General features: G+C 64.7%; 19 protein-coding genes and 1 tRNA gene. 1 reads left to right on the top strand and 19 read right to left on the bottom strand.

From position 1 onward, the window contains the following. Nucleotides 1–12 precede the first annotated feature (12 nt). From epsF to AC07X6_RS07085, 7 genes are all read right to left on the bottom strand, one after another. Nucleotides 13–1410, bottom strand: a complete 1398-nt coding sequence (gene epsF, locus AC07X6_RS07115) for a chain length determinant protein EpsF (RefSeq protein ID WP_230538422.1) — start codon at nt 1408–1410, stop codon at nt 13–15. A gap of 41 nt (nt 1411–1451) precedes the next feature. Next, nucleotides 1452–2240 carry a polysaccharide export protein EpsE gene (gene epsE / locus AC07X6_RS07110; RefSeq protein WP_230538423.1) on the bottom strand — a complete coding sequence of 263 codons (789 nt, stop codon included), beginning with the start codon at nt 2238–2240 and terminating at the stop codon, nt 1452–1454. 56 nt (nt 2241–2296) lie between these two features. Beyond that, complete coding sequence (locus tag AC07X6_RS07105) at nt 2297–3259, bottom strand: EpsD family peptidyl-prolyl cis-trans isomerase (protein WP_494790501.1); 963 nt, start codon at nt 3257–3259, stop codon at nt 2297–2299. A gap of 531 nt (nt 3260–3790) precedes the next feature. Continuing rightward, a complete protein-coding gene (locus AC07X6_RS07100; RefSeq protein WP_230538425.1) occupies nt 3791–5173 on the bottom strand; it encodes an undecaprenyl-phosphate glucose phosphotransferase in 1383 nt (460 codons plus the stop codon). A gap of 8 nt (nt 5174–5181) precedes the next feature. Continuing rightward, nucleotides 5182–6420, bottom strand: coding sequence for an XrtB/PEP-CTERM-associated polysaccharide biosynthesis outer membrane protein EpsL (epsL, locus tag AC07X6_RS07095; RefSeq protein ID WP_230538426.1), 1239 nt, complete (start codon nt 6418–6420; stop codon nt 5182–5184). A gap of 40 nt (nt 6421–6460) precedes the next feature. Next, the gene (locus AC07X6_RS07090; RefSeq protein WP_494790500.1) at nt 6461–7150 is read right to left on the bottom strand and encodes a CAAX prenyl protease-related protein; all 690 of its coding nucleotides are present in this window, start codon (nt 7148–7150) and stop codon (nt 6461–6463) included. Nucleotides 7151–7299: 149 nt separating this feature from the next. Then, the gene (locus AC07X6_RS07085; protein ID WP_230538427.1) at nt 7300–9192 is read right to left on the bottom strand and encodes an ATP-binding cassette domain-containing protein; all 1893 of its coding nucleotides are present in this window, start codon (nt 9190–9192) and stop codon (nt 7300–7302) included. A gap of 220 nt (nt 9193–9412) precedes the next feature. Here AC07X6_RS07085 and AC07X6_RS07080 point away from each other — a divergent pair. Then, nucleotides 9413–9487: transfer RNA gene (locus AC07X6_RS07080), tRNA-Arg, on the top strand. A 72-nt stretch (nt 9488–9559) separates the two neighbouring features. Here the strand turns inward: AC07X6_RS07080 and AC07X6_RS07075 are convergent. From AC07X6_RS07075 to ggt, 12 genes are all read right to left on the bottom strand, one after another. After that, nucleotides 9560–10300 (bottom strand): PEP_CTERM-anchored TLD domain-containing protein, encoded by a 741-nt coding sequence (locus AC07X6_RS07075; RefSeq protein WP_494790499.1) that lies wholly within the window; start codon nt 10298–10300, stop codon nt 9560–9562. 118 nt (nt 10301–10418) lie between these two features. Beyond that, nucleotides 10419–10811 (bottom strand): RidA family protein, encoded by a 393-nt coding sequence (locus AC07X6_RS07070; protein WP_494790516.1) that lies wholly within the window; start codon nt 10809–10811, stop codon nt 10419–10421. Nucleotides 10812–10837: 26 nt separating this feature from the next. After that, entirely contained in the window at nt 10838–11998 is a 1161-nt protein-coding gene (locus AC07X6_RS07065; protein WP_494790498.1) for an acyl-CoA dehydrogenase family protein, read from the bottom strand. A 1-nt stretch (nt 11999) separates the two neighbouring features. Then, complete coding sequence (locus tag AC07X6_RS07060) at nt 12000–12854, bottom strand: enoyl-CoA hydratase family protein (RefSeq protein ID WP_494790497.1); 855 nt, start codon at nt 12852–12854, stop codon at nt 12000–12002. Nucleotides 12855–12856: 2 nt separating this feature from the next. Continuing rightward, complete coding sequence (locus tag AC07X6_RS07055; protein WP_474295397.1) at nt 12857–13369, bottom strand: MarR family winged helix-turn-helix transcriptional regulator; 513 nt, start codon at nt 13367–13369, stop codon at nt 12857–12859. Between the two features lie 13 nt (nt 13370–13382). Further along, nucleotides 13383–14183, bottom strand: a complete 801-nt coding sequence (locus AC07X6_RS07050) for an SDR family NAD(P)-dependent oxidoreductase (protein ID WP_230538432.1) — start codon at nt 14181–14183, stop codon at nt 13383–13385. Between the two features lies 1 nt (nt 14184). Next, nucleotides 14185–16575: a bifunctional salicylyl-CoA 5-hydroxylase/oxidoreductase gene (locus AC07X6_RS07045; RefSeq protein WP_494790496.1), complete on the bottom strand. Its 2391-nt coding sequence runs from the start codon at nt 16573–16575 to the stop codon at nt 14185–14187. Then, nucleotides 16572–18191, bottom strand: coding sequence for an AMP-binding protein (locus AC07X6_RS07040; RefSeq protein ID WP_494790495.1), 1620 nt, complete (start codon nt 18189–18191; stop codon nt 16572–16574). Before AC07X6_RS07040 ends, AC07X6_RS07045 begins: the two co-directional genes overlap by 4 nt. Nucleotides 18192–18284: 93 nt before the next feature. Beyond that, entirely contained in the window at nt 18285–18995 is a 711-nt protein-coding gene (locus AC07X6_RS07035) for a response regulator (RefSeq protein WP_494790494.1), read from the bottom strand. Nucleotides 18996–19080: 85 nt separating this feature from the next. Beyond that, nucleotides 19081–23310, bottom strand: coding sequence for a hybrid sensor histidine kinase/response regulator (locus AC07X6_RS07030; protein ID WP_494790493.1), 4230 nt, complete (start codon nt 23308–23310; stop codon nt 19081–19083). A 54-nt stretch (nt 23311–23364) separates the two neighbouring features. Next, nucleotides 23365–24534, bottom strand: a complete 1170-nt coding sequence (locus AC07X6_RS07025; protein ID WP_092715093.1) for a patatin-like phospholipase family protein — start codon at nt 24532–24534, stop codon at nt 23365–23367. Nucleotides 24535–24574: 40 nt separating this feature from the next. After that, nucleotides 24575–26350 carry a gamma-glutamyltransferase gene (ggt, locus tag AC07X6_RS07020; RefSeq protein ID WP_494790492.1) on the bottom strand — a complete coding sequence of 592 codons (1776 nt, stop codon included), beginning with the start codon at nt 26348–26350 and terminating at the stop codon, nt 24575–24577. Nucleotides 26351–26385: the final 35 nt, after the last annotated feature.

The raw sequence follows: 26385 nt of genomic DNA, 5'->3' as shown, positions 1-26385 counted from the left end.
ATAGGTTCCATCTCAGTTCAGGCGCAAGCGGCGCGGCAGCATGCCGCGCATGCGACGCTGTTTAGGTTTCCAGTCGACCACGCCGAACACGGGAATCTGCAGCACTTCGCTCAGGTCCTGGTCGGAACGGATACGGCGGTCCAGCAATTCGGCCAGCAGCGCGATGCCGCAGCCCAGCATGAGGCCGAGGAAGATCGACAGCAGCACGTTGCGGGGAATCTTCGGGCTGTCCGGCTCGATCGGCGCCGTGGCCGGGTTGAGCATGGCGATATCGGACTGCTCCGCCTGGCCTTCGATGCGCGTCTGCGACAGGCGCTGCGAAGTCACGTCGAAAGCGCGCTGGGCGCTTTCCACATCCTTGCTCAGCACGCCCATTTCATCGCGCGTCCGGTTCAGTTCCAGCACCTTGGCTTTTTGCGCCGCCAGGGCGGCACGGATCGCGCCTTCGCGCTGCTGCAGGATCTGCGCATTGTTGCCCACGCTTTGCGAGGTGGCGCGCGTCTGCTCGGCCAGGTCGCGGCGCAGCTTGTCCACTTCCGCCTTGGCGCTCTGGTATTGCGGGTGATTGCGGTCCAGGCGCTGGCCCAGCTCGGCCAGCTTGCCCTCGGCGTTGCCCAGGCCCAGCTTCAGGCTCTGGATCAGCGGATTCGAGGCCACGTCCGGCGATTCGGACAGGTTGCCGCCCTGCGCCATGCGCTGGCGCGAATTGGCTTCCATGGCCTGGCCTTGCGCCAGCACCAGTTGCGCCGACAGGTCGTTCAGGCGGTTCGATTCCACGTCGAGGCGGTTGTCGACGCTGACGATGCCGTTATCCTGCTGGTATTTCGACAGGCGGCTTTGCGCGCGCTCAACGTTATCGCGCAGCAATTTGGTCTGGTCATCGAAATAGGTGGTCGCCTTGCGCATCGGGTCGACCTTCAGCTGGATGCTGACCTTTTGATACTGTTCCGCAAAGGCATTCGACACGGCCGCCACGAATTGCGGGTCGGCGCCCTTGAAGCTGACATCGACCACGCTGCTTTCGCGCGACGGCATCACTTCGAGTTTCTTCAGCAGCAAGTCGGCCAGCCAGTCGCGCACCGTGCCCTTGCCTTGTGCCGCTTCGTTGAACTGGGCGATCACGGCGGGGCTGCGCGCCAGTTCCAGCTGGTCGACGACGCGCAAGGCGACGTTCTTGCTGCCGATAATATCGACCTGGGTCGCCATATATCCGGGTAGCAACTGCCCCGGCATGGTCATGCCCGTCAGGGGATCGACGCCCTTGTAGTTCATCAGCAAGGTGCTGGTGGCCTTGTAGGTCTTCGGCAGCACCAGGCTGACGCCGAGCGCCAGCGCCACGGTGATCAGCAAGGTCAGCAGCACAATCTTCTTGCGTGCCCGAAGGATCAGCAATAGTTGGGTGAGGTTCATTTGGAAACTTTCAATACAAAAAGATAGGGAGCCAGTTGCTCTTAGAACAGGCTTTCCTGGACATACACGATATCGTCGACGCGCAGCAGGTCGTCATGCTTGACCGGCAGCACTTCCATCTGGCCTTCCGCATTGCGGCGCTTGACGCGCACGCCGCGCTCGGTGCCGCGCACCGTCAGGCCGCCGCCCACGGACAAGGCTTGCAGGACGGTCATGTTGCGTTCCAGGCGGAAGGCGCCCGGACGCTGCACTTCGCCGTAGATATAGAAGCGCGGCGCGCGTTCGACATAGATGATGTCGTTGCCGCCCACTTCCGTGTCGCCCTTCAGGTCGCCGTTGCGCACGATGTCGAGGATATCGGCCACCTCGCGCGTGGCCGTGCCGCCGCGCTTGCGGATCACGGTGATCTGGTCGGCGCCGTCAGGACTGACGCCGCCGGCCATGGCCAGCATGTCCATCACGCTGCGCTTGCCTTCCACCGGATAGCGGCCCGGGCGGTTGACCTGGCCCAGCACGGACGCCTGCTGGCTTTGCAGGCTGGTCACGATGATGTTCACCTGCGCCTTGCGCAGGAAGCCGCCGCTCTCGAGCAGGCCGCCCAGTTTCTTTTCCGCTGCCGACGTGGACAAGCCGCCGAGCGCGACCGTCCCCACCAGCGGGAAGGTGATTTCCCCCGCTTCGCTGACGCGCGTCTCCAGGCCCAGGTCCGGGTTGCCGTAGACGGAAATTTTCAGCACATCACCGGCCCCGAGGGGGACATCGGCTGCACCGGCCATGCCTGCGGCGAGGGCCAGAAAGGCCGCCATCATCCAGTTTGCGAGTCGTTTCATGATTACAGATTCCCGTTGGTAGATTGCTGATGTTTAACTACTTGTTGATACGTCACTTATTTCAATCCCGCCACGCCGCGCACATTGGCTTCATGCGCGCTGTCCGCCGGCGCCGCTGCCGCTGGGGCCGGAGCCGCAGCAGCAGCCGGTGTGCTGGCTGGCGCGCTGGCCGGTGCCGCCGCATCCTTGTTGAAATACTCGATCTTGGCGCTGGCGCGCAGCCGCTTCAGTTCCGCCTCGGCCGCATCCTTGTTCTTCTTGTTGGCCAGGAACTGTTCGATCTGCGGCGCCGCCGCGTCCAGGCCCACCGGGCTGTCCTTGATATCGGCCAGCGCGATGAGCAGGCTGCGCTCGCCTTCGCGCACGATGAACAGCTGGCCCTTGGGCATCGATTGCAGTTTGCTGCTCAGTTCCGGCGCCAGGTCGGCGCTGGTGCGCGACACCTGCGTGCGGCCGTACGCGATCTTGTGCTCGTCGAGCCATTGCGCCACGTCTTCGAGCGACTTGGCGCGGTCCATGACGGCCTTGAGCTCGTCGTTCAGCGCCGCCGTCGGAATGACCAGCTCGCGCAAATCGAATTGCTTGCGCTGGCTGAAAAACAGGGGATTTTTTGCGAAATACTCGTCCACTTCCGCCTTGCTGGGGCGGGTCGCCGCGCCGATGCGCTTTTGCATGTAGGCCTGGGCCACGATCAGCGCCTTGGCACGCTCGATGGCTTGCATGACTTTCGGATCGCGGTCGACCTTTTCCTTGGCCGCCTCATTTTGCAGCAACTGGCGGTCGATCAGCGATTCGAGCAATTGCTTGCTGGCCGCTGCCTGCTGCGGCGCCTGCACGCCGGCGCGCTGCAACTCTTCATTCAACTGCAGGATGGTGATTTCTTCGCCGTTCACGCTGGCCAGCGCCTGGCCAGCCTTTTTTTCCTTGTTGCCGCAGGCGGACAGCCCGGCAGCGGCCAGCAGGACCAGGGCGGCGCACAGCAGACGCGGCGCGGGACGGGAGTGAAAAGAATGATTCAAGCGTGCTCCTTCGAAAAACAGGTATGACGGGTGGAAAAATCCGGCGCGGTGGACTGGCATGGCCAGGCTGCACGACATGAAATAATTTCCCCTGAAAATAGTTATTCGTCAAATAATTAATAATATTGTAAACATAATACACATAATGCAAGGCAACAAGGAAAATATTTTGCTTAAAAATCTACTAATGAGATATAAAAACAACTATTTCCGCAGTCCACTTCATTGCAAAATATTATGTATTGCACGGTTCAGAGCGACTTTAAAAATGATAGTTGGCGCGTGCCGTCCCTGACGGCTACCCGTCAGGGTGACGCAACGACCGGCAGGGGCAGGGCCGGATACTGCACACATCGTGAACCCTTCCCAAGAGGAAAGTAATGGCGCATGGCCGGCACGACTCGTGGCAAGGTGAGCGCGAGTGGTCGCGTAATGCGCTGGTGCTCTATAAGATGCTCCATTTTAACGCGTATTGACACCGTGCAAAGTATAATCAAACGCTATTTTTTCCTGCCGGCAGCAGACTGGCGCTCAATGGGCGTTCTCGCGCGCCAGCACCACTTTCACCGTGCGCGCGATAATCCACAGATCCAGCCACAGCGACCAGTTGCGCAGGTAATCGAGGTCGAAATGGATGCGCGCCTCCATCTTGTCGAGCGTTTCCGTCTCGCCCCGTAAACCGTTGACCTGGGCCCAGCCCGTAATGCCGGGCTTGACCTTGTGGCGCAGCATATAGCCCTTGATCAGCTTGCGGTATTGCTCGTTGTGCACGACGGCATGGGGGCGCGGCCCCACGATGCTCATGCGGCCCTGCAAGACATTGAGGAATTGCGGCAGCTCATCGAGCGAACTGCGGCGCAGGAAGGCGCCGACCCGCGTCACGCGCTGGTCGTTCTTGGTTGCCTGCACCACATTGTCGCCGTCTTCGCCCACCGTCATGGAGCGGAACTTGTAGACGACGATCTCTTCGCCATACAGGCCATAGCGGCGCTGGCGGAAAATCACCGGGCCTTTCGAGGTGCTCTTGACGGCGATGGCGATGACCAGCATCACCGGCAGCAGCAGCACCTGGATCACCAGCCCCAGCACGATATCGCTGCCCCGCTTGACCATGCTGTTAAAGCCCGTGAAGGGCGATTCGCGGATGGCGATGACGGGCATGCCGCCCACGTTGTCGAAACGCGCCTGCATCAGGTCAAAGATATAAATATCCGGCAGGAAATACACGGAAGCCGTCGTATCTTCGAGCTCGTCGAGCATCTTGCGGATGCGCGGCTGGGCCGAGATCGGCTGGCTGATGAAGATCATCTTGATATTGTGTTCGCGCACGTAGGTGGCGATATCATCCATGCGTCCCAGCATGGGTTCGCGCATCTTTTCCGGCCAGCGGTCGTCCGTGCGGTCGTCGAAGAAGCCATGCACGTGCATGAACAGGTTGGCATTGCGCTCGACGGTGGCGGCAAACTTCAGGCTGGCGTCATTGGCGCCGATGATGACCACCGAGCGCACTTCGCTGTCGCCGTCCGGGTGCAGGCTGAACTTGCGCCCGGCCAGGTGCCCGGCCAGCAGCACGAAGGGCGTGAGGACAAACCAGGCCAGCACCACCTCGGTATCGAAATGATAGGCCAGGCCCGTGGCCGAGCCCAGGAAGATGAGGATCAGCGCGACGATCGCCCAGCCCACGAGGATATCGCGCGCGTACGCGAGCATGCGGCCGCTGCGCCAGGTACGGTAGGGGTCGACATGCTGGTACACCGTCGACGAAATGAAGACGGCCAAGATCATCAGCACCAGCGTATAGCCGGTAAATGTCGCCCCCGACAAAACCGTCATCAGGTACAGCAAGCCCATGATGATGATCGGATCGAGGACGCGCTGGAAAAACGAAATCAGGGGTATATCATTGACAGTCATGTTGATCTTTAAAACTGGACGCTGCCATTGAAGGAAATGCCCTTGGCCCGATAGCTGCCGCTATCGATGATGGCGACGCCTTCGCGCCGCTCGTGGAACAGGCGCACGCCAAGCTGGATTTTCTGGTGCGGCGCATACGTGGCGCCCAGCGATGCCGTGCGGGTGGTGTCGCGCCCGTCGCCAGGCAGCACCAGGCCGCTGATGGCGGCGAAATCGCGCCGCTCCTGGCGCAGCAGCGCATCGACGCGCACCTTCGACGTGGCCGCCCACGTGGCGCCCACGCTGGCGCCCGTGTTCAGGCTGCTTGTCACCAGCGAATTGTCGACGGAACCGAATTCACGCCAGACGATGCCCGTGAAATTGACCTTGCCCAAAGGCTTCCAGTACACGCTCAGCCGGCCATTCGTGCCGCTGTCATCGCGCCCGGCCAGCAAATTGTTGCGGTGGCGCACCCAGCCGCCGAGGAATTCCACCTGCGTGATGCCGCTCAACTCCCAGAAGACATTCGCCTTGATCTCGTCCTGGCGATAGCCATTGCCGTACACGCTGGCTTCGAGCGCACTGCGGTTCGGATACTTGCCGTTCAGGTGGCGCAGCTGCAGGCCGATGCGGCTATTGCTGCGCGCCAGGTAATCGACGCCGAACTCCGTCGCGTCTTCCGTCCAGTTGGAAAACGCCTGCGATGGCAAGTCATACAAATAGCGGTCGCGCGACAGGCCGCCGCGCACGCGCCAGCTGGGGTGGAAGCGCCAGGCGCCATTCAGGTACTCGCGCCGCTGCGTGCGCAAATTGCGCACCGTGCTCTGGAAGTCGCTGAACGGCGTCAGGGTCTGGGCATAACTGGCGCCCACATGGCCTTCGAGGTGGTTGGCGATGTGCCACTCCAGGTCGGCCAGGTAATCCTTGCCATCGTAGTCGAACTGGCTGAAGCGGTTGAAGCTCACCTTCGACCACTTGGCCTGGCCCGTCAGCACCTGGCGTCCGATGGGACGGTTGAACAGGAAGCCCGCCTGCAGCATCCTCGACGTATCCGAACGGGGGCCGGAAAAACCGGGCACGTCGTCCGGCAAGCGCATCAGGTTGTCGTCGTACGAATAGGAAGTGGCAACGAAAGGCTTGATGGTGTCGCTGATATCGGCCAGCGCGGCGCCACTGGCCAGGGTGCCGGCCAGGACCAGCGCAACAGACAGGCGGGGGCGGGCCGTGAAGGCGGCGGCAACAGCTTTTTTACGCAAGGAGTTCAACATGGATTTTGTCTTTGAAAGATCACACAGTTGATAGGCAATACTACCAGTAATTCCAGTGCCCACCAGAAATAATCCAGAGCCCCAGCACGCCGTTCGTCACGCCATGCGCGAGGATAGGCGACCACAGGGACTGGCTACGCATGTACAACACACTATATGCCGCACCGGCCACCATGCCGGCCAGCCATAAATTATGCTCGAAGCCAAACAGCAGCACGCTGATGGCGAAGGCCTTGGCGCTGGCCTGGCGCGGCGCGGCCCGCAAAAAATCCGGCTTGTCGAGCCAGCGCAGCAGGAAGGAGCGCCAGAACAGCTCCTCCATCACGGGCACCACCAGCGCCGCGCCGGCGATGCGCAGCAGCACCAGGCTCCACTCGATGCGTCCGTCGGTGCGGGGGTCGTAGCCATCGGCGTTGCCGATGCGCATCCAGCCGGCGTCGAGATTGATCCACAGCAGAAAAACAACAACACCGCTTGCCAGCGCCCCGAGAATGGCACGCGCGCCCAACGGCGTCCACAGCAATTCCGTGTAACTGCGGCGCCAGTACAACAGCAGGCCCAGCACGACGCCGATCTTGACGGCGTACAGCCAGCGCAATTCCTGCGCGGCAACGCCCAGACGGCCGAGCATGTCGGCAATGAAAATAAAGGAGAGATAGGCCAGGAATGGCGCTACCCGGGGCCAGGCGGCGCGGTCAACCATGCTGCTGCGCAGCGGAGGTGGTGCCACGCGCCGGACGCCGTGGTCCGGAGCGCGTGTTTTTCATGACAAACATGCATCCCCCGATGTAATAAATATAATTATATAATTATATCAAGCAGGACCGTTGCCGTGGCAAATAATCCTGACTTAATTACAACAGGGTATGCAAAAAAGCATCAACCGTTGGCGCGCGCCTCGATCTGCTCCCACTTTTCCAGCGCTTCCAGCAGTTCGCCTTCGATCTCGGCCACGCGCGCGTTCAGGCGCTTGCCTTCGGCCGGCGTCTTCTTGTAGAAGTCCGGATGCGACAGCTCGGCAGCCAGCACCGATTGCTCGTCTTCCAGCTTGGCGATCAGTTTCGGCAGTTCTTCCAGCTCGCGCTGCTCCTTGTAGCTGAGCTTTTTCTGCTTCGCGGCCGGTGCGGCGGCCTCGACCTTCACGGCCGGCTTGCTGGCGGGCGCCGTGGCGATCGGCAAGGTGCGCACGCGCTCCCAGTCCGTGTAGCCGCCGACGAATTCGCGCCACTTGCCCTCGCCTTCGGCAACGATCACCTGCGTGACGACGTTGTCGAGGAAGGTGCGGTCATGGCTGACGAGGAAAACCGTGCCGGTATATTCTTCCAGCAACTCTTCCAGCAATTCCAGGGTATCGATGTCGAGGTCATTGGTCGGCTCATCGAGCACCAGCACGTTGGCCGGCTTGGCGAACAGGCGCGCCAGCAGCAGACGGTTGCGCTCGCCACCGGACAGCGACTTGACGGGCGAACGGGCGCGTTCCGGCGCGAACAGGAAGTCGTTCAGGTACGTCATCACGTGGCGGCGCTGGCCATTGATCTCGACCCAGTCGCTGCCCGGGGCGATGGTTTCCATCAGGTTCGCCTCTTCGTTCAGCTGCGTGCGCATCTGGTCGAAATACGCCACTTGCAGCTTGGTACCCAGGCGGATGGTGCCCGTGTCCGACTGCTCTTCGCCGAGGATCATCTTCAGCAAGGTGGTCTTGCCGGCGCCGTTGGCGCCGATCAGGCCAACCTTGTCGCCGCGCAAGATGGTCGCGCTGAAATCCTTGACAATGACCTTGTCGCCATAGATCTTCGAGACGTTTTCCAGGTCCGCCACGATCTTGCCCGAGCGTTCGCCGGCCGACACGTCCAGCTTGACTTGTCCCTGCTGTTCGCGGCGCGCATTGCGCGTCAGGCGCAGCGCTTCCAGGCGGCGCACGCGGCCTTCGTCGCGCACGCGGCGGGCCTTGACACCCTTGCGTATCCACACTTCTTCCTGCGCCAGGAACTTGTCGAACTTGGCGTTTTCCACTTCCTCGATTTCCAGCTGCTCCGCCTTGCGCACTTGATACGCCGTGAAGTTGCCTGGATACGACAGCAAACGGCCGCGGTCGAGCTCGATGATGCGCGTGGCGACGTTGTCGAGGAAGGAGCGGTCATGGGTAATGAACAGCACGCTGCCTTTGAAGTCGCGCAACAAACCTTCCAGCCACAGGATGGAGCTGAAATCCAGATGGTTGGTCGGTTCATCGAGCAGCAGCACGTCGGGGGCCGATACCAGCGCGCGCGCCAGCGCCACGCGCTTTTGCATCCCGCCGGACAGGGTTTTCATGGCCATGTCGCCCGTCAGGTTCAGACGGTCGAGCACGGTTTCCACCTTGTTCGGCAAGCTCCACGCATCGGCCGCATCGAGTTTGACCTGGATGTCGTGCATGCGTTCCATCAGTTCGTCGTCATTGCCCTGGCCAAACTGGCCCGTCAGCGCATCGTATTCCTTCAGCCACGCCTGCGATTCGCCCATGCCGGAGGCGACGGCGTCGAACACGGACATGTCCGGGTCGAATTGCGGTTCCTGCTCCACATAGGCGATCTTGATGCCTTGCTGCATCACCAACAAGCCGTCATCGAGCTTGAACTTGCCCGAAATAACCTTCAACAGCGACGATTTACCCGTGCCGTTGCGGCCGATCAAGCCGACCCGCTCCGAGGTTTCCAGTGAAAATTCCGCGTGATCGAGCAGCGCGACGTGACCGAACGCAAGTTGCGCCGATGAAAGAGAAATGACAGCCATAATGAGTAAGAGTGCTCGGGCGCCGTCTCGCGCACACCGCGTGGTGTGCAAAACAGCCGCCGATTAGATGAATGAAGCACGCATTGTACCGATACTCGCGCAAGCATAGGCATATCTTGCGAACTGTCGGCTATAATTGCGCTCGATCCGCGACACATGGGACGTCTTGCACGCCCCTTGCCGCCGGATCCGGCATGGCAGCTTGCCACGCCTGAGCGTCCTCCCCGTAGCACAATGGATAGTGCACATGCCTCCTAAGCGTGGGATACTGGTTCGATTCCAGTCGGGGGGACCACGCATACGCCCGCGCCCTGCCGCGCCGCGTGCAATCGATTCATCCTGGAAACAAATCAACGCAGATCAATCCTCAAGCACGGGCTGCCCTGCGGCGCCAGCCTGCCAGCGAAACCAGGCCCAGCAGCAACAGCGCATAGCTTGCCGGTTCCGGCACGGCGCTGACGCTAAAAACTTGCATGGCGCCAAAGGTGACATTCGGATAGGAGCCATACGGCGCGCCGTCGAGCAAGCTGGCGCCAAAGATGCCATTGACCGGATCGATGTACGAGTAGCGCGAAGAAATCCCATTGCTGGTCAGGTCAGCCGACATGCCCAGGTCGGCGCCGATGCCGAACGTGGGACCGGCGTTGATGTCGTTAAAAGTTTGATATGCCCCCACCGAGTCGAGCGCATAGGTTTTCGGCGTCTGCCGGAAATGCTGGCCCGACGTCAGGTTGAAGATGAAGGCCGTGCGGTCGCGGTCTTCCGGCGTCATGTTGTAGTTGCCCGACGAATTCCAGCTTTGCGGGTTGTAGCCGCCCACCAGCCAGGTCTGGCCGGCGGCGTTGCTCGCCTGCATCACGGAAAACGTGCGTCCCTTGCCGTCGGCGGCCAGGTGAAAGTCACGCGAGGTGTCGCCCGCCGACTTCGTGTAGATGGCCGTCAGCGCCAGCGGCCCTTCGCCCAGCCAGGCGGACAGCTGCGCCTCCTGCGCGCCGTTGAGCAAGGACTGCGCCGAGGCGGCCGGAACGATGCTGCCGCACAGCAAGGCAGCAGCGAGCAAGGTGACGGGCTGCAGCGCCTTGATTTTCAGCATGATTTGTTGTTGCATCGCTCCCCCTGTGTGTTTGCCGTGAATTTTCGGCATATCAATATAGCACAGGGTGATATATTAATTGCATTAATTTATTTCAATTGAAATGCAGTTAATGCAATAGTTTATACAGGCATCATGGTGGCAGCACTGCCGTCACCTCGATCTCCACCCTGGCGCGATCCTCGATCAGGCCGGCAACCTGCACCGCCGTCATGGACGGGTAGTGCTTGCCGATCAGCTCGCGGTACGCCACGCCGATTTGCGGATACGCCGCCACATACTCTTTCTTGTCGAGCACATACCAGTTCATGCGCACGATGTGCTCGGGCAAGGCGCCCGCCTCGGCCAGCACGGCGACGATATTCTGCAGGGCCTGGCGCACCTGTCCCGCGAAATCGTCCGTATGGAACTGGCCTTGCGCATCCCAGCCGATCATGCCGCTGACGTACACCGTGCGTCCGCTGGCGGCGATGCCGTTCGCGTAGCCGCGCGGCCTGGCCCATCCTGGTGGTTGCAGCACTTGCATTGTGTTCTCCTCGTCGTTCATGCGGTTCATGCGTCCGCCGCCTCGCGCAGCAATTCGCGCGCGATGATCAATTGCTGTACTTCGCTGGCACCCTCGTAGATGCGCAAGGCGCGGATTTCACGGTACAGGCGCTCGACCGGATGGTCGCTGACCACGCCCATGCCGCCGAACAGCTGCACGGCCGCATCGATCACCTGCTGCGCCGTTTCCGTGGCCGTCAGCTTGGCCATGGCCGCTTCCTTTGTCACCTTGCGGCCCTGGTCGCGCTGCCAGGCGGCGCGGTAGGTGAGCAGCGCGGCCGCGTCGATGCCGGTGGCCATCTGCGCTAATTTTGCCTGCGTCAGCTGGAAGTCCGCCAGGGTCTGGCCGAACATCTGGCGCTTTGTCGCGTGGCGCAGCGCTTCATCAAACGCGCGCCGCGCAAAGCCCAGCGCGGCGGCAGCCACCGAGGTGCGGAAGACATCGAGCGTGGCCATCGCCACCTTGAAACCCTGCCCCGCCTCGCCCAGGCGCTGCGAGACAGGCACGCGGCAGTGATTGAAACGCAGGCGCGCCAGCGGATGCGGCGCGATGACGGCGATGCGCTCGGCGATTTCCAGCCCGGGATTGTCGGCGTCGACGATGAAGGCGCTGATGCCGCGCGCACCCGGCGCCTCGCCCGTGCGGGCGAACACCACGTAAAAGTCGGCGATGCCGCCGTTCGAGATCCACGTCTTTTCGCCATCGAGCACATAGTCGTCGCCATCGCGGCGCGCCGCGCACGCCATGGCCGCCACGTCGGAGCCGGCCTGCGGCTCGGACAGGGCAAACGCGGCGATGCGCTTGCCGCTGGCCACATCGGGCAAATAGCGCGCCTTGTTCTGCGCGCTGCCGAACAGGCCGATGGCGCCCGAACCGAGTCCCTGCATGGCAAAAGCGAAATCGGCCAGGCCGTCGTGGCGCGCCAGGGTTTCGCGCATCAGGCAAATGGCGCGCGTGTCGATCTTGCCATCGGTGCCGGTGGCGTAGGCCAGCCAGCCGCCCTGCCCCAATTGCGCCACCAGCGCGCGGCAGGCCGCATCGACGTCGCCGCCATGGGCGCCATCGAGGTGCTGCGTCGCCCAGGCATCGAGCTCAGACTCAAGCTCGGCATGCCGCGCTTCGAAAAACGGCCAGTCCAGGTAAGTCGTATCGCGTGTATGTTGCATCTTAATCGCCCTCGAATTGCGGTTTTTCCTTCGCCACGAAGGCGTGATAGGCCCGGTGAAAATCGTTGGTGGCCATGCAAATGGCTTGCGCCTGCGCTTCCGCCTCGATGGCTTCGTCGACGCCCATGTTCCACTCCTGCTGCAGCATTTTTTTCGTCATGCCGTGCGCGAACGTGGGGCCGCTGGCCAGGCCGGCGGCGAACAGCTGCGCCGCCTCGGCCAGTTCTTCCGGCTCGACCAGGCGGTTGAGCCAGCCCCAGCGCTCGCCCTCGGCTCCGGCCAGCGAGCGCCCCGTGTACAGCAGTTCGGCGGCGCGGCCCTGGCCGATCACGCGCGGCAGCAAGGCGCAGGCACCCATGTCGCAGCCGGCCAGGCCCACGCGGGTAAACAAAAAGGCCGTCTTGCTGCGCGCCGTGCCGATGCGGATATCGGAAGCCAGCGCCAGCATGGCGCCGGCGCCCGCGCAAATGCCGTCGATGGCGGCGATGATGGGTTGCGGGCAGGCGCGCATGGCTTTCACCACGTCGCCCGTCATGCGGGTAAACGCCAGCAGGCCGGGCATGTCGAGTTGCGTCAGCGGGCCGATGATGTCGTGCACGTCGCCGCCCGAGCAGAAATTGCCGCCGCTGCCAGTGATCACCACGGCCTTGACGTCGTCCGCATGCGCCAGCGCGCGAAACAGCTCGCGCAATTCCGCATACGAGTCAAAAGTGAGCGGATTCTTGCGCTCGGGCCTGTGCAAAGTCAAGGTGGCGACGCCTTCCTCGACGGAGAATAAAAAATGCCGCGCGGCGTAATGGCCCAGGCTGGCGCGGTTGCCTGGCAGGTCTTGCGGCTGGCCGGGTAGATGGCGCATGCTCAGTCCTTTAGAGGGGTGTTATTCAACTGCTGCTTCATGTGCGACAGCAGGTCGATCAATTGGTTTTTGTCGTCCGGCGTCACGCCGTGCAGCAGTTCGGCGATCCAGCCTTCATGCACGCGCGCCATCTCGTCGAAGGCGCGCCGGCCCGCTGGCGTCAGCTTGACGCTGTACGAGCGGCGGTCTTTCGGGTCGACCACGCGCGCCACCAGCTTTTCCTGCTCCAGCTGGTCGGTGATGCCCGTGATATTGCCGCCCGTGACCATCATGCGCTTGGACAGCTCGCCCATGCGCAAACCTTCGGGAAAGCGCTCCAGCTGCGCCATCAGGTCGAAGCGGGGCAAGGTGATGCCGAAGGTGGCGCGCAGTCGCGTGCGCACCTCGTTTTCGATTTTCACCGTGCACGAGAGCATGCGCAGCCACAGCTTGAGCGACTGGTGGTGGTCCTGAGTCAGGCGGCTGGACAGGTCCAGTACCGGTTGTTCTTGCGCGTCAGCGCTTTCTTTATCCATGGTCTTCATTCCGTTACATGACTTCGCCGCCGGCGACGGCGATCGATTGTCCATTCATGGCGGACGACGCGGGCAGGCAAAGCCACGCCACCGCATCGGCCACTTCCTGCGGCTGCACCAGCCGCTGCTGCGGATTGGCTGCCGCCAGTTCCGCGCGCGCCGCCTCTTCGCCGCGCCCCGTCTTGCGCACGATGTTCTGCACGGCCTGCGCCACCATCTCCGTTTCCGTATAACCGGGGCAGACGGCGTTGACGGTGACGCCGCGCGGCGCCACTTCCAGCGCCAGCGCGCGCGTCAGGCCGATCACGCCATGCTTGGCGGCGACATAGGCGCTGACGTAACGATAGCCTTTCAGGCCCGCCGTCGACGCCACGTTGACGATGCGTCCCCAACCCGCTTCCAGCATGGCCGGCAGGACGGCCTGGCAGCAGTGGAACACGCCCGTCAGGTTCACGGCCAGCATCTGCTGCCAGATGGCGGCGTCCGTCTTGCCGAACGGCGCCGCATGCGCCTGACCCGCGTTATTGATCAATACATCGATACGGCCGAAATGCGCGGCGGCCTGCGCGAAACCCGCCTGCACGGACGCTTCCACGCTCACGTCAAGCACGCAGATGGCCACCCTCCCCGCATGGCCTGCCTCTTCCAGCTGCATGCGCGCGCGCGCCAGCCGCGCGCCGTCGCGCCCGGCCAGGGTGACCCGGGCGCCCGCGTCCAGCAAGGCGCCCGCGCAGGCCAGGCCGATGCCGCTGCCGGCGCCCGTCACCAGCGCATGTTTTTCTGACAGCGTGTCCATCAATGCTTGCTTGCTCATGTCATCCTTCCAGCAGCCGCGCGGCCACCTGTTGCGGGGTCAAGCCCGTATTGGCGGCAGCCAGTTGCCGCTCGCGCTGCAGATTGCGCTCCAGCTGCTGCTGGCCCGGACGGTACTGTTTCGGCCACGCGGCTGCCCCGCCGCTGTAGCCGATGCGCGCCATTTCCGTCAGGGTCCAGGCCGGGTTGGCCAGGTGCGGGCGGCCCACGGCGCACAGGTCGGCGCGCCCGGCGGCGATGATGCTGTTGGCGTGGTCGGCTTCGAAGATCGAACCGACGGCCATGCTGGCGATGCCCGCCTCGTTGCGCACGCGGTCGGCGAACGGCGCCTGGAACATGCGCCCGTACACGGGCCGTTCGAGCTTGCTGACCTGGCCCGAGGAGCAGTCGATCAGGTCGGCGCCGGCCTGCTTGAACAGGCGCGCGATGACGACGGCGTCATCGGGCGTGATGCCGCCGTCGACCCAGTCGTGGGCCGAAATGCGCACGCTCATCGGTTTATCCTGCGGCCAGGCGGCGCGCATGGCGCGGAACACGCGCAGCGGATAACGGCAGCGGTTTTCCAGGCTGCCGCCATACTCGTCCGTGCGGCGGTTGGTCAGCGGCGAGATAAAACTCGACAGCAGATAGCCGTGCGCGCAATGCAGTTCCAGCCAGTCGAAACCGGCGACGGCCGCGGCCAGGGTGGCGCGCACGAAGTCCTGCTCGATGCGCGCCAGGTCGCTTTCCGTGGCCGCGCGCGCCGTTTGCGACACGCCGGCCAGGTATTGCTGCTCCGAGGCCGAGGTCAAAGGCCAGTTGCCCTCCCTGAGCGGCTGGTCGATGCCGTCCCACATGGGCCGCGTCGAGCCTTTCGCGCCCGCATGGCCCAATTGCAGGGCGATCTTCGCATCGCTGTTGGCATGCACGAAGTCGACGATGCGGCGCCAGGCCTGCGTGTGCGCTTCGCTGTACATGCCGGGGCAGGCGGGCGTGATGCGCGCGTCGGCCGACACGCACGTCATCTCGGCAAACACGAGGCCGGCGCCGCCCATGGCGCGCGCGCCCAGGTGCATCAGGTGGTAGTCGCCCGCCACGCCATCGACGGCGCTGTACTGCGCCATCGGCGAGACGGCGATGCGGTTTTTCAGCAGCACGCCGCGCAGCTTGAACGGCGTGAGCATGGGTGGCACGGCCTGATCCGGCAAAGGTACTTGCGGAAATACAACGCCGGCCTGCTCGCCGGCGCGCCGCGCCAGCCACAGTTCATAGCCGGCCACGTAGGCGGGATCGCGCAGGCGCAGGTTTTCGTGCGAGATGCGCTGGCTGCGCGTGAGCATGGAATAGGCGAACTGCGGCGCGTCCATGGCGCTGTAGCGCTCGACGTTTTCAAACCACTCCATGGAATTGCGCGCCGCGCTCTGGATTTTCAGCACCTCGATGGCGCGCAACTGCTGGTAGGCGGCCAGCGCAGCATCCGTATCCCCATGCTGGCCGAAGCAGCGCGCCAGCTCGATGGCGTCTTCCAGCGCCAGCTTGGTGCCGGAACCGATCGAATAATGCGCCGTGTGGGCCGCGTCGCCCATCAGCACGACGGGCACGCCGTCCTGCCGGTGCACCCATTGCCGGCAGACGATGCGCGGGAAGGTGATCCACTGCGCCGAGCCGCGCAAGTGCGGCGAATTGCTCAGCAAACCATGGCCATCGAGTTCCCCGGCGAACAGCGCTTCGCAAAAGGCGATGCCCTCTTCCTGGCTCATGGCGTCCAGTCCCGCCGCGCGCCACACGTGTTCGGGCGTCTCGACGATGAAGGTCGAGGTCTCGCCGTCGTATTGATAGATATGCGCCTGGAACCAGCCGAATTCCGTCTGGCGGAAGGCAAACGTGAAGGCCTCGAATTTCTTGCGCGTGCCCAGCCAGACGAAGCGGCAATGGCGCTGCTCGATCTCGGGCTGGTAGCTGGCCGCGTAGCGCGTGCGGATGCGGCTGTTCAAGCCGTCGCTGGCGATCACCAGCTCGGCGCCGTACTGCTTCGCGATGGCCTGGTCGTCCCGCACTTCCGTCTCGAACACCAGCTGCACGCCGAGTTCCTCGCAGCGCGCCTGCAGGATATTGAGCAGGCGCTTGCGGCCGATGCCGCAAAAGCCATGGCCCCCGGAGCGCACGGTCTGGCCCTTGAAGTGGATTTCGATATCATCCCAGTGGTTGAACGCCTGCAGGATGGCGCGCGCCGTCGGCTCGTCCGCGTTGGCCAGGTTGCCCAGGGTCTGGTCGGAAAACACCACGCCCCAGCCAAACGTGTCGTACGGGCGGTTGCGCTCGATGACGGTGATGCGGTGATCCGGGTTCTGCTTTTTCATGAGCAGGCTGAAATACAGGCCGGCGGGGCCGCCGCCGATGCAGACGATATTCATGGGGTGTCCGTGCGAAGTTTGAAGCGCTGCAGCTTGCCCGTTTCCGTGCGCGGCAACGCAGGCAGGAAGCGGATGGCGCGCGGGTATTTATACGGGGCGATCTGCTGGCGCACGAAGTCCTGCAATTCGGTTGCCAGGGCATCGCCGGGCTGGAAACCATCTTTCAGCACCACGTGCGCCTCGACGATCTGGCCGCGCTCGGCATCGGCGCGCCCGACCACGCCGCATTCGGCAACGGCCGGGTGGCGCAGCAGCGCCTCTTCCACCTCCGGGCCGGCGATGTTGTAGCCGGCCGAGACGATCATGTCGTCGCTGCGCGAGCGGTAATAGAAATAGCCGTCGGCATCCATCTCGAAGGTGTCGCCCGTCAGGTTCCAGCCGTTCTGCACGTATTCGCGCTGGCGCGGGTCGGACAGGTAGCGGCAGCCGGTGGGGCCTTTCACGGCCAGGCGGCCCGTCACGCCGGGCGGCTGCGGCACGCCGGCGTCGTCGACGATGCATGCCTGGTAGCCGGGGATGGCCTTGCCGATGGCCCCGCGGCGGATGCCCTCGCCCGTGGCGGAAATGAAGATGTGCAGCATCTCGGTGGCGCCGATGCCATCCGTCATGGCCAGTCCCGTCGCCGCCTGCCAGGCGTCGCGCGTGGCCAGCGGCAGCGCTTCGCCGGCCGACACGCACAAGCGCAGGCTGCGCACGTCGTGCTGCGCCGCCAGGGGCGCCATCTGGCGGTAAAAGGTGGGCGCCGTGAAGCAGATGGTGGCCTGATAGGCACCGATGGCGCGCAGCAGCGCGTCGGGCGTGAGTTTTTCCAGCAGCACGGCGCAAGCGCCAAAGCGCAGGGGAAACAGCAGCAGGCCGCCCAGGCCAAAAGTAAAAGCCAATGGCGGCGTGCCGATGAAGATATCGTCGGCGCGCACCTGCAGCATGGAGCGGGGAAAGCAGTCGCAGATGGCCAGCAGGTCGCGCTGCATGTGCATGGTGCCCTTGGGGACGCCCGTCGTGCCCGAGGTAAAGCTGATCAGGCAAACGTCGTCGGCCGCCGTGTCGCATGCGGCAAAGGGGGCGGCGTGGGCCGCCATGCGCCGTTCCAGTTCCGCGTCGTCGGCGCCAAAGCACAGCATGGCCGGCAGGCCGGGCAAGCCGTCGAGTTCCCCGCGCAAGCCCTGCGCGCACAGCACGGCGTTCACTTCCGCCTTGGCCAGGATGGTGGACAGTTCGCGCGCGCGCAGCAGCGGCATGGTCGGCACGGCGATGCAGCCAGCCTTCAGCACGGCCAGCAGGCAGGCGGCCATCATCGGCGTATTCGCGCCGCGCAGCAGCACGCGGTTGCCGGGAATCAGGCGCAGGTCGCCGCGCAATACGTGGGCGATGCGGTCGACCTGCCGCGCCAGCTGCGCGTACGTCCAGCGCTGGCCGTCGGCAAGGATGGCGGTGCGCTCGCCGCCGCCGTTGGCGACGGCCGCATCGAGCAGCGCGGCGACGCAATTGAGACGCGCCGGATACAGCAGCTCGGGCAGCTCAAGGCACAGCTGCGGCCAGAGTGCGCGCGGCGGCAGATGCGCGCGCGCAAAGTCGTCCTGGGGAGTGGCGGTGGTAGGCGAAGGGTCGCTGCTCATGCTCATCCTGGCTGGTAGCGGGCGCGTGCACATGGCCCGGAAGCAAATACTTTAAACCTAAAGTATTTTCCCGGCAAGCGGAAAACAGCAGATTCAGTCGAACCCGTCCTGCTGCCGCAGCAAACGCGCCTGCTGCGCCACGCTGCGCGCCAGCGCGGCCAGGGCCGCCTGTATCTGCTCGCCATCGAGCACCGAGGCCTGCAGCAGGGCCATCATCCCCGCCTCCGCGCCATGCAAGCCGAGGGTGCGGCAACCGAGGTGCAGCCGTTCGAGCTGCTGGCGCGCCTGCGCCGGTTCGCCGCGCGCCAGCAAGGCGTCGACCTGCTCGCTGGCGGCGCCGATCTGCCCCTGGAAGCCCGTCAAGTAGGCCAGCAGGCGTTCGCCATCGATGCCCAGCCGCTGCAGGGTGTCGCGCGGCGCCTCGGCCGGCAAGGCGGAGACGTCGAAGCAGGCGTCGATATGCTGGCGCACCTGCTCCGGCTGGAAGGGCTTGACGATATAGCCGGCGGCGCCGGCCTGCACGGCGTCGCGCACCGTGTCGTGGTCATTCGCCGACGACACGAGCACCAGCGGCATGGCGTCGAGCGCGCTGTCGGAGCGGATTTTCTGCAGCAGCTCCATGCCGGACAGGCGCGGCATGCGCAAGTCGCAGAAGCACAGCGCGGGGCGCAAGCCGCCTTCGAGCTGCTCCCACGCCGCCGCGCCATCTTCGGCTTCCACGATATCGTGCACGCCGCAGCTGTCGATCAGATGCATCAATACCATGCGCGACACGACATCATCGTCAACCACCAGTACTTTCATTGCTTTCTCCATTGCCGGCGGCATCAGGGGCCTGGCCGTATTCTACCCAGTTTCGCCGCGCGCCCGATGGCCGGCATTGCCTATTTTACATTTCCTTGCCCGAAACGGCTATTTGCGCCAACAGTGCGCGCAATTGCGGCAAATGCAGGGCCACCTGGGTCCAGCGCCCGCCATCGGCCGCCTCCTCCATTTCCGTGCACAGCATGTGCAGCTGCGTTTCATCGAGATAGGCGGCACTGCCCTTCAAGCCGTGCAGCAGGCGCCCGGCGTTGTCGCGGTCCTGCGCCGCCAGGGCGGCGTCGAGTTCGCGCAGGCGTCCCTCCAGGTCGGCGACGAAGGCGACGCGGATGCGCCGCTGCAGTTCGCCGCTGCGGATGGACTGGGAGGGTGCCGCGACGGGGGCCGCCGGCGCGATGCCGAACAAGGCATCGAGTTCGGCCTGCCCCCGCGCGCTGGCGCGCGGCGCGTTCGACGGCATGCGCGGCAACATGAAACCGCGCTGCAGCTGGCGCTCGATGGTGCGCGCCAGCAAGCCATGCAGCGCCGCCTCGTCCACGGGCTTGCTGAGGAAATCATCCATGCCGACGCCCAGATAGCGGCCGCGATCCTCTTCGCTGGCATTCGCCGTCAGGGCCACGATCATCAGCTCCTGGTCGCGCACGGGCTGGTCCGGCCAGCCGCCCACGCGGATCAAGCGCGTGGCCGTGGCGCCGTCCATCTCCGGCATGCGGCCGTCCATCAGGATCAGGTCATAGCGCGTATGCACGCAGGCCGCCACCGCCAGCGCGCCGTTGGCGACCACATCGACCCGGTGCCCCAGCTCTTCAAGCATGACGCGGATGATAATCTGGTTGGTGGGGAAGTCTTCCGCGCACAGCACGCGCAACTGGTGGCTGTGCGGCGCCAGCGCCACCTGCGGCACCAGCGGCGGCGCCACGCCATCGGCCAGCGGCAAGGTGAAGGCAAACGTGCTGCCCTGCCCCGGCGTGCTGGCCACCTCGATCTCGCCCTCCATCAGTTCGACCAGCTGGCGGCAGATCGCCAGGCCCAGCCCCGTGCCGCCGTAGCGCCGCGTGGTGCTGGCGTCGGCCTGCTCGAATTTCTGGAACAGGCGCGCCATCGCATCGGCATCGATGCCGATGCCGCTGTCGCTGACCGTAAAGCGGATCAGGTTGACACGGCGTCCGCCGCTGCCGCTGGCCACGCCGGCCCGCTCGACGCACACGCTGACGCCGCCGCGCTGGGTAAACTTGAAGGCATTGCCGACCAGGTTGACCAGCACCTGCCGCAAGCGGGTCGGGTCGCCCACCACGAAGGGCGGCAGGTCGGGTGCGAAATCGATGGAAAAACCGATGCTGCGCGCGGCCGCCTGCTCCTCGAACAGGCTGACGACCGCCTCGATCGCCGCGCCGAGCGCGAAATCGATATTTTCGATACTCAGCTTGCCCGCCTCGATCTTGGAAAAATCCAGCAAGTCATTGATGATCACCAGCAGCGACTGGGCATTGGCCTGGCCGCGCAGGATCTGCTCGCGCGTGGCGTCGTGCAGCTGCTCGTCGCGCAGGGCAAAGCCCAGCATGCCGATCACGCCGGCCAGCGGCGTGCGCATCTCGTGGCTCATATTGGCCAAAAATTCCGACTTCTGGCGCGTCGCATCCTCGGCCTTGCGCTTGGCCTGGCGCAAACTTTCCTCGTTTTTCGTCAGGCTGTTGTTGACCTGTGCCAGCTTTTCCGACTGGGCCAGCACTTCGATTTCCTTGCTCTGCAACTCGGCCGTGCGTTCGCTGACCTGCTTTTCCAGTTCATTCTGTTGATGCCGCAGCGCGCGCACGCGCTGGCGGTACGCGCCATAGATGGCGCCCAGCAGCAGCGCCGCCATCAGGGTGCGGAACCACCAGGTTTTCCAGAACGGCGGCAGGATCGTGATGGCCAGCGTGGCGCCGCTCTCGTTCCACACGCCGTCCTTGTTGGCCGCCTTGACGCGAAACACGTAGTTGCCGGCATCGAGGTTGGTGTAGGTGGCAAAGCGCCGCCCAGCGTCCGTCATGACCCAGTCCTGGTCGAAGCCTTCGAGCCGGTAGGCGAACATGTTGCGCTGCGGCGCGGCGAAATGCAGGGCCGCGAACTCCAGCGAAAAGACGCTTTCGCGGCTGGTCAGCACCAGCTGGCGCGTGTGGTCGATGGCCCTGCTGAGCACGTGCGCGAACTCGCCGCGGCCGATGGCCACCGGCTTGTTGAATATCTGCAGCTCCGTGATGGCCACCAGCGGCGGCACGCGGTTGTCGTGGATATCCTGCGGCACGAACGCTGTCATGCCGTTGAAGCCGCCGAAATACATGGTCCCGTCCGCCGCGCGCAGGGCTGCGCCATCGAAGTACGAGCCTTCCACCGTGCCATCGGCGCTGTCGTAGTTGCGAAACAGGCCGCTGCGCATGTCGAGGCGCGTGATGCCGCTGTTCGTGCTCAGCCACAGCTGCTCGTTGTCGTCGCCGAGGATGCTGGCGACGGCGTCGTCGGCCATGCCATCCTTGCGCACGAAGCGCCGGAAGCCGATTTCGCCCTTGGCGTCGACGTCCATGCGGTTCAGGCCATTGGCCGTGCCCACCCACAGCACGCCGCGCTTGTCCTCGTGCAGGAAATGCACTTCGTCGTGGCTCAGGCTATGCGGGTTTTGCGGATCGTGGCGGAAATGGCGGAAGCGGCCGCTGGCGCGGTCCAGCAAGTCCAGGCCGTGGAAAGAGCCTATCCACAGCCGCCCCTTGCCGTCTTCCAGCACGGGCCGCACCATGTTGTCGGACAGGCTGTTCGGGTTGGCTGGGTCGTGGCGGTAGGTGGTAAAGCGGCGGCTGACGGGGTCGAAGCGGTGCACGCCGCCCCGCGTCGAGACCCACAGCATGCCGCTGCGGTCGCTCACCACATTGCGGATGGTGTCGCTATTCGGGTCGCCGGCGGCAAAGCGCATGGTGAAGAAGCGCTCCAGTGCCGGATCGAAGCGGTGCAAGCCCGTCGAGCCGCCCACCCACAGGGTGCCGTCCGGCGCCTTGTACAGGGTGGTGACCTGCTCGTCGCGCGACATGCCGGGCGAACTGCGCAGGTCGAACAGGCGCGAACTGCCGTCGCGCGTGTCGTACAGTTTCAGGCCGCCCTTGGTGGCCAGCCACAGCTTGCCATTGCCCGCGTCGGCCACGGCGCGCACTTTCTTGTCCGCCAGCGCGCCCACGTCGCCGGGGGCGCGCGCCATGCGCGAAAAGCCGCCGCTGCCCAGGTCCACCCGGCTCACGCCGTTGTACCAGGAGCCGACCCAGAAGGTGCCGGCGCGGTCGCGGTACAGCGACGACAGCTGGTTGTCGGCGACGCTGAACTTGTCGCCCGTCTGGTGGCGGTACTGCAGGAAGCTGTCGCTGCCGGGCAGCCAGCGGAACAGGCCATCGGCATTGCTGCCCAGCCAGACGGTGGCGTCGACGTCCTGGTACAGGCTGGCGACGCGGATGGCGGAAAAGCCATGTTTCTCGCCGAAGCGCACGCGCGCCTGGGGCGCCTCGCCGGCGCCGCCCAGGCGCCAGCGCTCGGCGCCGGCCATGGTGCCGATCCACAGGTTCTGCTGGCGGTCGATCAGCAGCGACTGGATCACGTTGTACTTCGAACCGGGCTCCGTATCGACGGCGAAATGCTCGAAGCGCTCGCTGCCCGGCGCCAGCATGTCCAGGCCTGTCACCGTGCCGATCCACAGGCGCTGTTGCGCGTCCAGCGCCAGCGCCTTGATTTCATTGTCGCCCAGGCTGTGCGGGTTGCCTTCTTCATGGTGCCAGGTGCGGAAGTGGCCCGTGGCCGGGTCGAAATGCTGCAAACCGTCCGAGGTGGCGATCCAGAAGCCGCGCGCGCCATCGTCGAGAATGGCATGGATATGCCGGTTGCCGTTGCCGCGCTTGCTCTTTTCGGCCGGGACGTAATGGATGAAGGTCTGGCTGGCGGCGTCGAAGCGGTCCAGGCCATTGTCGGTGCCGACCCACAGCTGGCCCTGGCTATCGACATGCAGCTCGCCGACCCAGTTGTCGGCCAGGCTGGTCTTGTCGCCCTCGATATTCTTGTAGACGACCATGCGGTAGCCATCGTAGCGGCTCAGGCCAGACTGGCTGCCGAACCACATATAGCCTTGCCGGTCCTGCGCGATGGCCAGCACCGATTCCTGCGCCAGGCCCTGGTCGACGCTGAGCTGGTCGAAGCGCAAGGTGGGCGCAGGCGCCGCCGCGGCCCAGCCGCCCAGCAGAAGAATTAACAGTAAGGCAACATCGAAAACACGTCGAAATACCAGCACAATCGTCCTGTCAAAAAAAACGCGAAAAACCCGCACGCCGCTCCAAGGGCCGTCTCAAGAACCAAAAAACGCCAGTACATCGTCCTTGCGGGCCTGCGTATCGCGCTGTCCAAGACGGATCAGCTCGTTAGTATACGTCGATTCGAACAACAAATACGATGCCAGCGCCGCACCGCGCGCTTCGGCCGCGCCGATACCCGACAACATGGTGCGGATGGGACGCGGCAAACTGCCGATATGCCGGCTGGCGATGGCGTCGAGCCGTTCGGACGGCGCGATGACCAGCAATTCCACCGGTTTCAAGGCCGTCTTGCCCAGCAACTCGGGCGGCAGCATCGACAGGGTCAGGTTGATGCGGTTCAGGCGCTCGATATCGACGGCCAGGCCATCGAGGAAGATCGACGACAGCGCGTGGCCGGCGATCTGCGCCAGGCTGGGGTAGCGCGCCGCTTCGGACGCGGCGGGCGCCGGTTCCGTCATGCGCCCCGCGCCCACCACCAGCACCTTGTTCGCGCCCAGGTGGATGGCCGGAGAAATAGGCGCCAGCTGGCGCATGGAACCGTCGCCGCAGTATTCGCGCTGGCCGCCCACGTACAGGGGCACGGCGGGAAAAATAAAAGGGATGGCTGCCGAAGCGAGCAAGTGCTCCACGCCGATCTGGTCGGGCAAGGCCAGGCGCTGCGTGCGCACCCACGGCGCGATATCCTCGGCCGTCTGGTAAAACGTCATGTGGCGGCTGCCCGAGTACGACGATGCCGTCACGGCCAGCGCATGCAGCAGGCCGTCGGCCAGGGCCGCATCCAGGCGCGGCAGGTCGAGCATGCGGTGCAGCAGGCTGACCAGCGGGGTATTGTCGAGCAGGGAACTGGGCGGCGAGGCATGCCACTGGCGCAGCAGCCAGCCGAACGACAGCAAGGACAGCCAGCGCGCGCCCGAGCGGATCACGCCCAGCGAATCGGCCCGGTACACTTGCTCGACCTCGATGTGCTGCCACACGTCGAGCAGCTTTTGCACGCCTTCGCCGAAGTTATCCGCGCGACAGGCCAGCGCCGTGGCATTGATGGCGCCGGCCGAGGTGCCGCAGATGATGTCGAACGGGTTGCGCGCCGGCGCCCAGCCCGCTTCCCACAGAATCGCCGAAATCGCCTGCAGCACGCCCACCTGGTAGGCGGCACGGGCGCCCCCTCCCGTGAGTATCAAGCCTGTTTTATTTTGCATTCCCATGCCGGCAGATTAGCAGGGTCTGGATGCTTTGTGGAAAAGATTAGTCTCCCCGTACCATGCCTTCGCGCCGTGGATCAGCCCCGCCAAACCAGAAATCCTTGCCGTGCGCGGACAGGCGCATGATGCCCTGCAAGCCGGAATTCTGTTCGATCACGCGCACTTCGTGGCCCATCGCCTGCAGTGCCTCGACTTGCGCGGCCGGCGCGCGGCCCTTTTCCAGCTCCGTCGGGCCATTGCGGCTGCCGAAGTTCGGCAGACTGATCGCCTGCTGCACGTTCAAGCCCCAGTCCATGGTGCCGACCAGCACCTTGGCAACGTAATTGATGATGGACGAGCCGCCAGGCGAGCCCGTGGCCAGCACCAGCTTGTGCGTGCCCTTCTCGAATACCAGCGTAGGCGACATGGCGCTGCGCGGACGCTTGCCCGCTTCGACCCGGTTGGCGATGGGGCCGTCGGCATCGCGCGAATCGAACGAGAAATCCGTCAGCTGGTTATTCAGCAGGAAGCCGTCGACCATCTGGCGCGAGCCGAACGCGTCTTCCACGCTGGTGGTCATCGACAGGCCGCCCCCAAAAGCATCGACGGCCACCAGGTGCGACGTCGACGGGCGCTGCAAGGCGTTGTCCATGCCCCATGCCACCTGCATGCCGGGCGGCGTGCCGGGCAAGGCCTTGCCCATGGATTTGTCGCCGATCAAGGCGGCGCGCTGCGCCAGGTAGGTTTTATCGAGCATCGAGGCGATGCCGTTACCGGGCAGCGGCACGAAATCCGTGTCGGCCACGTAGCGGTTGCGGTCCGCGTAGGCCAGGCGCCCCGCTTCCGAGAACAGATGGATCGCCTGTGCATCGGGCACGCCGTCGACGGGCGCATACGGGCCGATATCCTTCACTTCCAGGATGCCCAGCATCTGCGCGATGGCGATGCCGCCCGACGATGGCGGCGGCATGCCGCACACGGTCCACGCCTTGTAATCGCTGCAGACGGGTTCGCGCACCTTGGCGCGGTAGCCGGCGATATCCTGCGCCGTCAGCTTGCCCGGATTGGTGGGGTGCGACGCCACCTTGGCGGCGATGTCGCGCGCGATGCGGCCCTGGTAAAAGGCGTCGGCGCCGCCGCGGGCGATCTCGCGCAGGGTGCGCGCCAGTTGCGGGTTCTTCAGCACGTGGCCGACGGGCCAGGCCTTGCCCTCGCCGTCATAGAAATACGCTGCGGCGACAGGGTCGCGCTTGAGGGCCTGATCCCAGCTTAACAGGCCGTTGAGGCGCTGGCTGACGGGAAAGCCGCCGTGCGCCAGGCGGATGGCGGGGCCGAACAGGGTCGCCCACGGCAGCTTGCCGTGTTCCTTGTGCGCCAATTCCAGCATGCGCAGCACGCCCGGCGCGCCCACGGAACGCCCGCCCACGACGCCCGTGGCGCGCGAGACGGGGCTGCCGTCCGCGTTCTGGAACAGGTGTTCGTCGGCGGCGGCCGGCGCCGTTTCGCGCCCGTCGAACGCCTGCACGCCCTTGGCCGTGGAGTACAGCAAAAAGGCGCCGCCGCCGATGCCCGACGATTGCGGCTCGACCAGGGTGAGCACCAGCTGCGTGGCGATGGCCGCGTCGATGGCGCTGCCGCCCTTTTTCAGCATCTGGTAGCCGGCATCGGCGGCCAGCGGGTTGGCGGCGGCGACCATGAATTTCTGCGCCGCCCAGCCCGATTTCTCCGCATATGCGGTGGCGATTTCCGGCGCCTTTTGCGGCACTTCGGCAAATACGGGACTGGCAGCCAGGGCTCCCAGCAAGGTCAGGCTCAGCGCCAGCGGCTTCAATGCGATCATGGATTCTCCGATAAAAAAAGGGCGCACAGCCAGGC

The sequence above is a fragment of the Janthinobacterium sp. GW460-12-1-14-LB5 genome (assembly GCF_059423585.1).
The sequence above is the reverse complement of the archived record's forward strand: the minus strand, read 5'-3'. Positions and strand labels throughout refer to the sequence as shown.

What these genes read in the sequence shown, in the direction of transcription:
- AC07X6_RS07050 (WP_230538432.1), bottom strand. Translation starts at nt 14,183, where the DNA reads ATGAGCAAGCAAGCATTGATGGACACGCTGTCAGAAAAACATGCGCTG.
- AC07X6_RS07045 (WP_494790496.1), bottom strand. Translation starts at nt 16,575, where the DNA reads ATGAATATCGTCTGCATCGGCGGCGGCCCCGCCGGCCTGTATTTCAGC.
- AC07X6_RS07060 (WP_494790497.1), bottom strand. Translation starts at nt 12,854, where the DNA reads ATGCGCCATCTACCCGGCCAGCCGCAAGACCTGCCAGGCAACCGCGCC.
- epsF (WP_230538422.1), bottom strand. Translation starts at nt 1,410, where the DNA reads ATGAACCTCACCCAACTATTGCTGATCCTTCGGGCACGCAAGAAGATT.
- AC07X6_RS07055 (WP_474295397.1), bottom strand. Translation starts at nt 13,369, where the DNA reads ATGGATAAAGAAAGCGCTGACGCGCAAGAACAACCGGTACTGGACCTG.
- ggt (WP_494790492.1), bottom strand. Translation starts at nt 26,350, where the DNA reads ATGATCGCATTGAAGCCGCTGGCGCTGAGCCTGACCTTGCTGGGAGCC.
- epsL (WP_230538426.1), bottom strand. Translation starts at nt 6,420, where the DNA reads ATGTTGAACTCCTTGCGTAAAAAAGCTGTTGCCGCCGCCTTCACGGCC.
- AC07X6_RS07040 (WP_494790495.1), bottom strand. Translation starts at nt 18,191, where the DNA reads ATGAGCAGCGACCCTTCGCCTACCACCGCCACTCCCCAGGACGACTTT.
- AC07X6_RS07075 (WP_494790499.1), bottom strand. Translation starts at nt 10,300, where the DNA reads ATGCAACAACAAATCATGCTGAAAATCAAGGCGCTGCAGCCCGTCACC.
- AC07X6_RS07035 (WP_494790494.1), bottom strand. Translation starts at nt 18,995, where the DNA reads ATGAAAGTACTGGTGGTTGACGATGATGTCGTGTCGCGCATGGTATTG.
- AC07X6_RS07025 (WP_092715093.1), bottom strand. Translation starts at nt 24,534, where the DNA reads ATGGGAATGCAAAATAAAACAGGCTTGATACTCACGGGAGGGGGCGCC.
- epsE (WP_230538423.1), bottom strand. Translation starts at nt 2,240, where the DNA reads ATGAAACGACTCGCAAACTGGATGATGGCGGCCTTTCTGGCCCTCGCC.
- AC07X6_RS07070 (WP_494790516.1), bottom strand. Translation starts at nt 10,811, where the DNA reads ATGCAAGTGCTGCAACCACCAGGATGGGCCAGGCCGCGCGGCTACGCG.
- AC07X6_RS07100 (WP_230538425.1), bottom strand. Translation starts at nt 5,173, where the DNA reads ATGACTGTCAATGATATACCCCTGATTTCGTTTTTCCAGCGCGTCCTC.
- AC07X6_RS07065 (WP_494790498.1), bottom strand. Translation starts at nt 11,998, where the DNA reads ATGCAACATACACGCGATACGACTTACCTGGACTGGCCGTTTTTCGAA.
- AC07X6_RS07085 (WP_230538427.1), bottom strand. Translation starts at nt 9,192, where the DNA reads ATGGCTGTCATTTCTCTTTCATCGGCGCAACTTGCGTTCGGTCACGTC.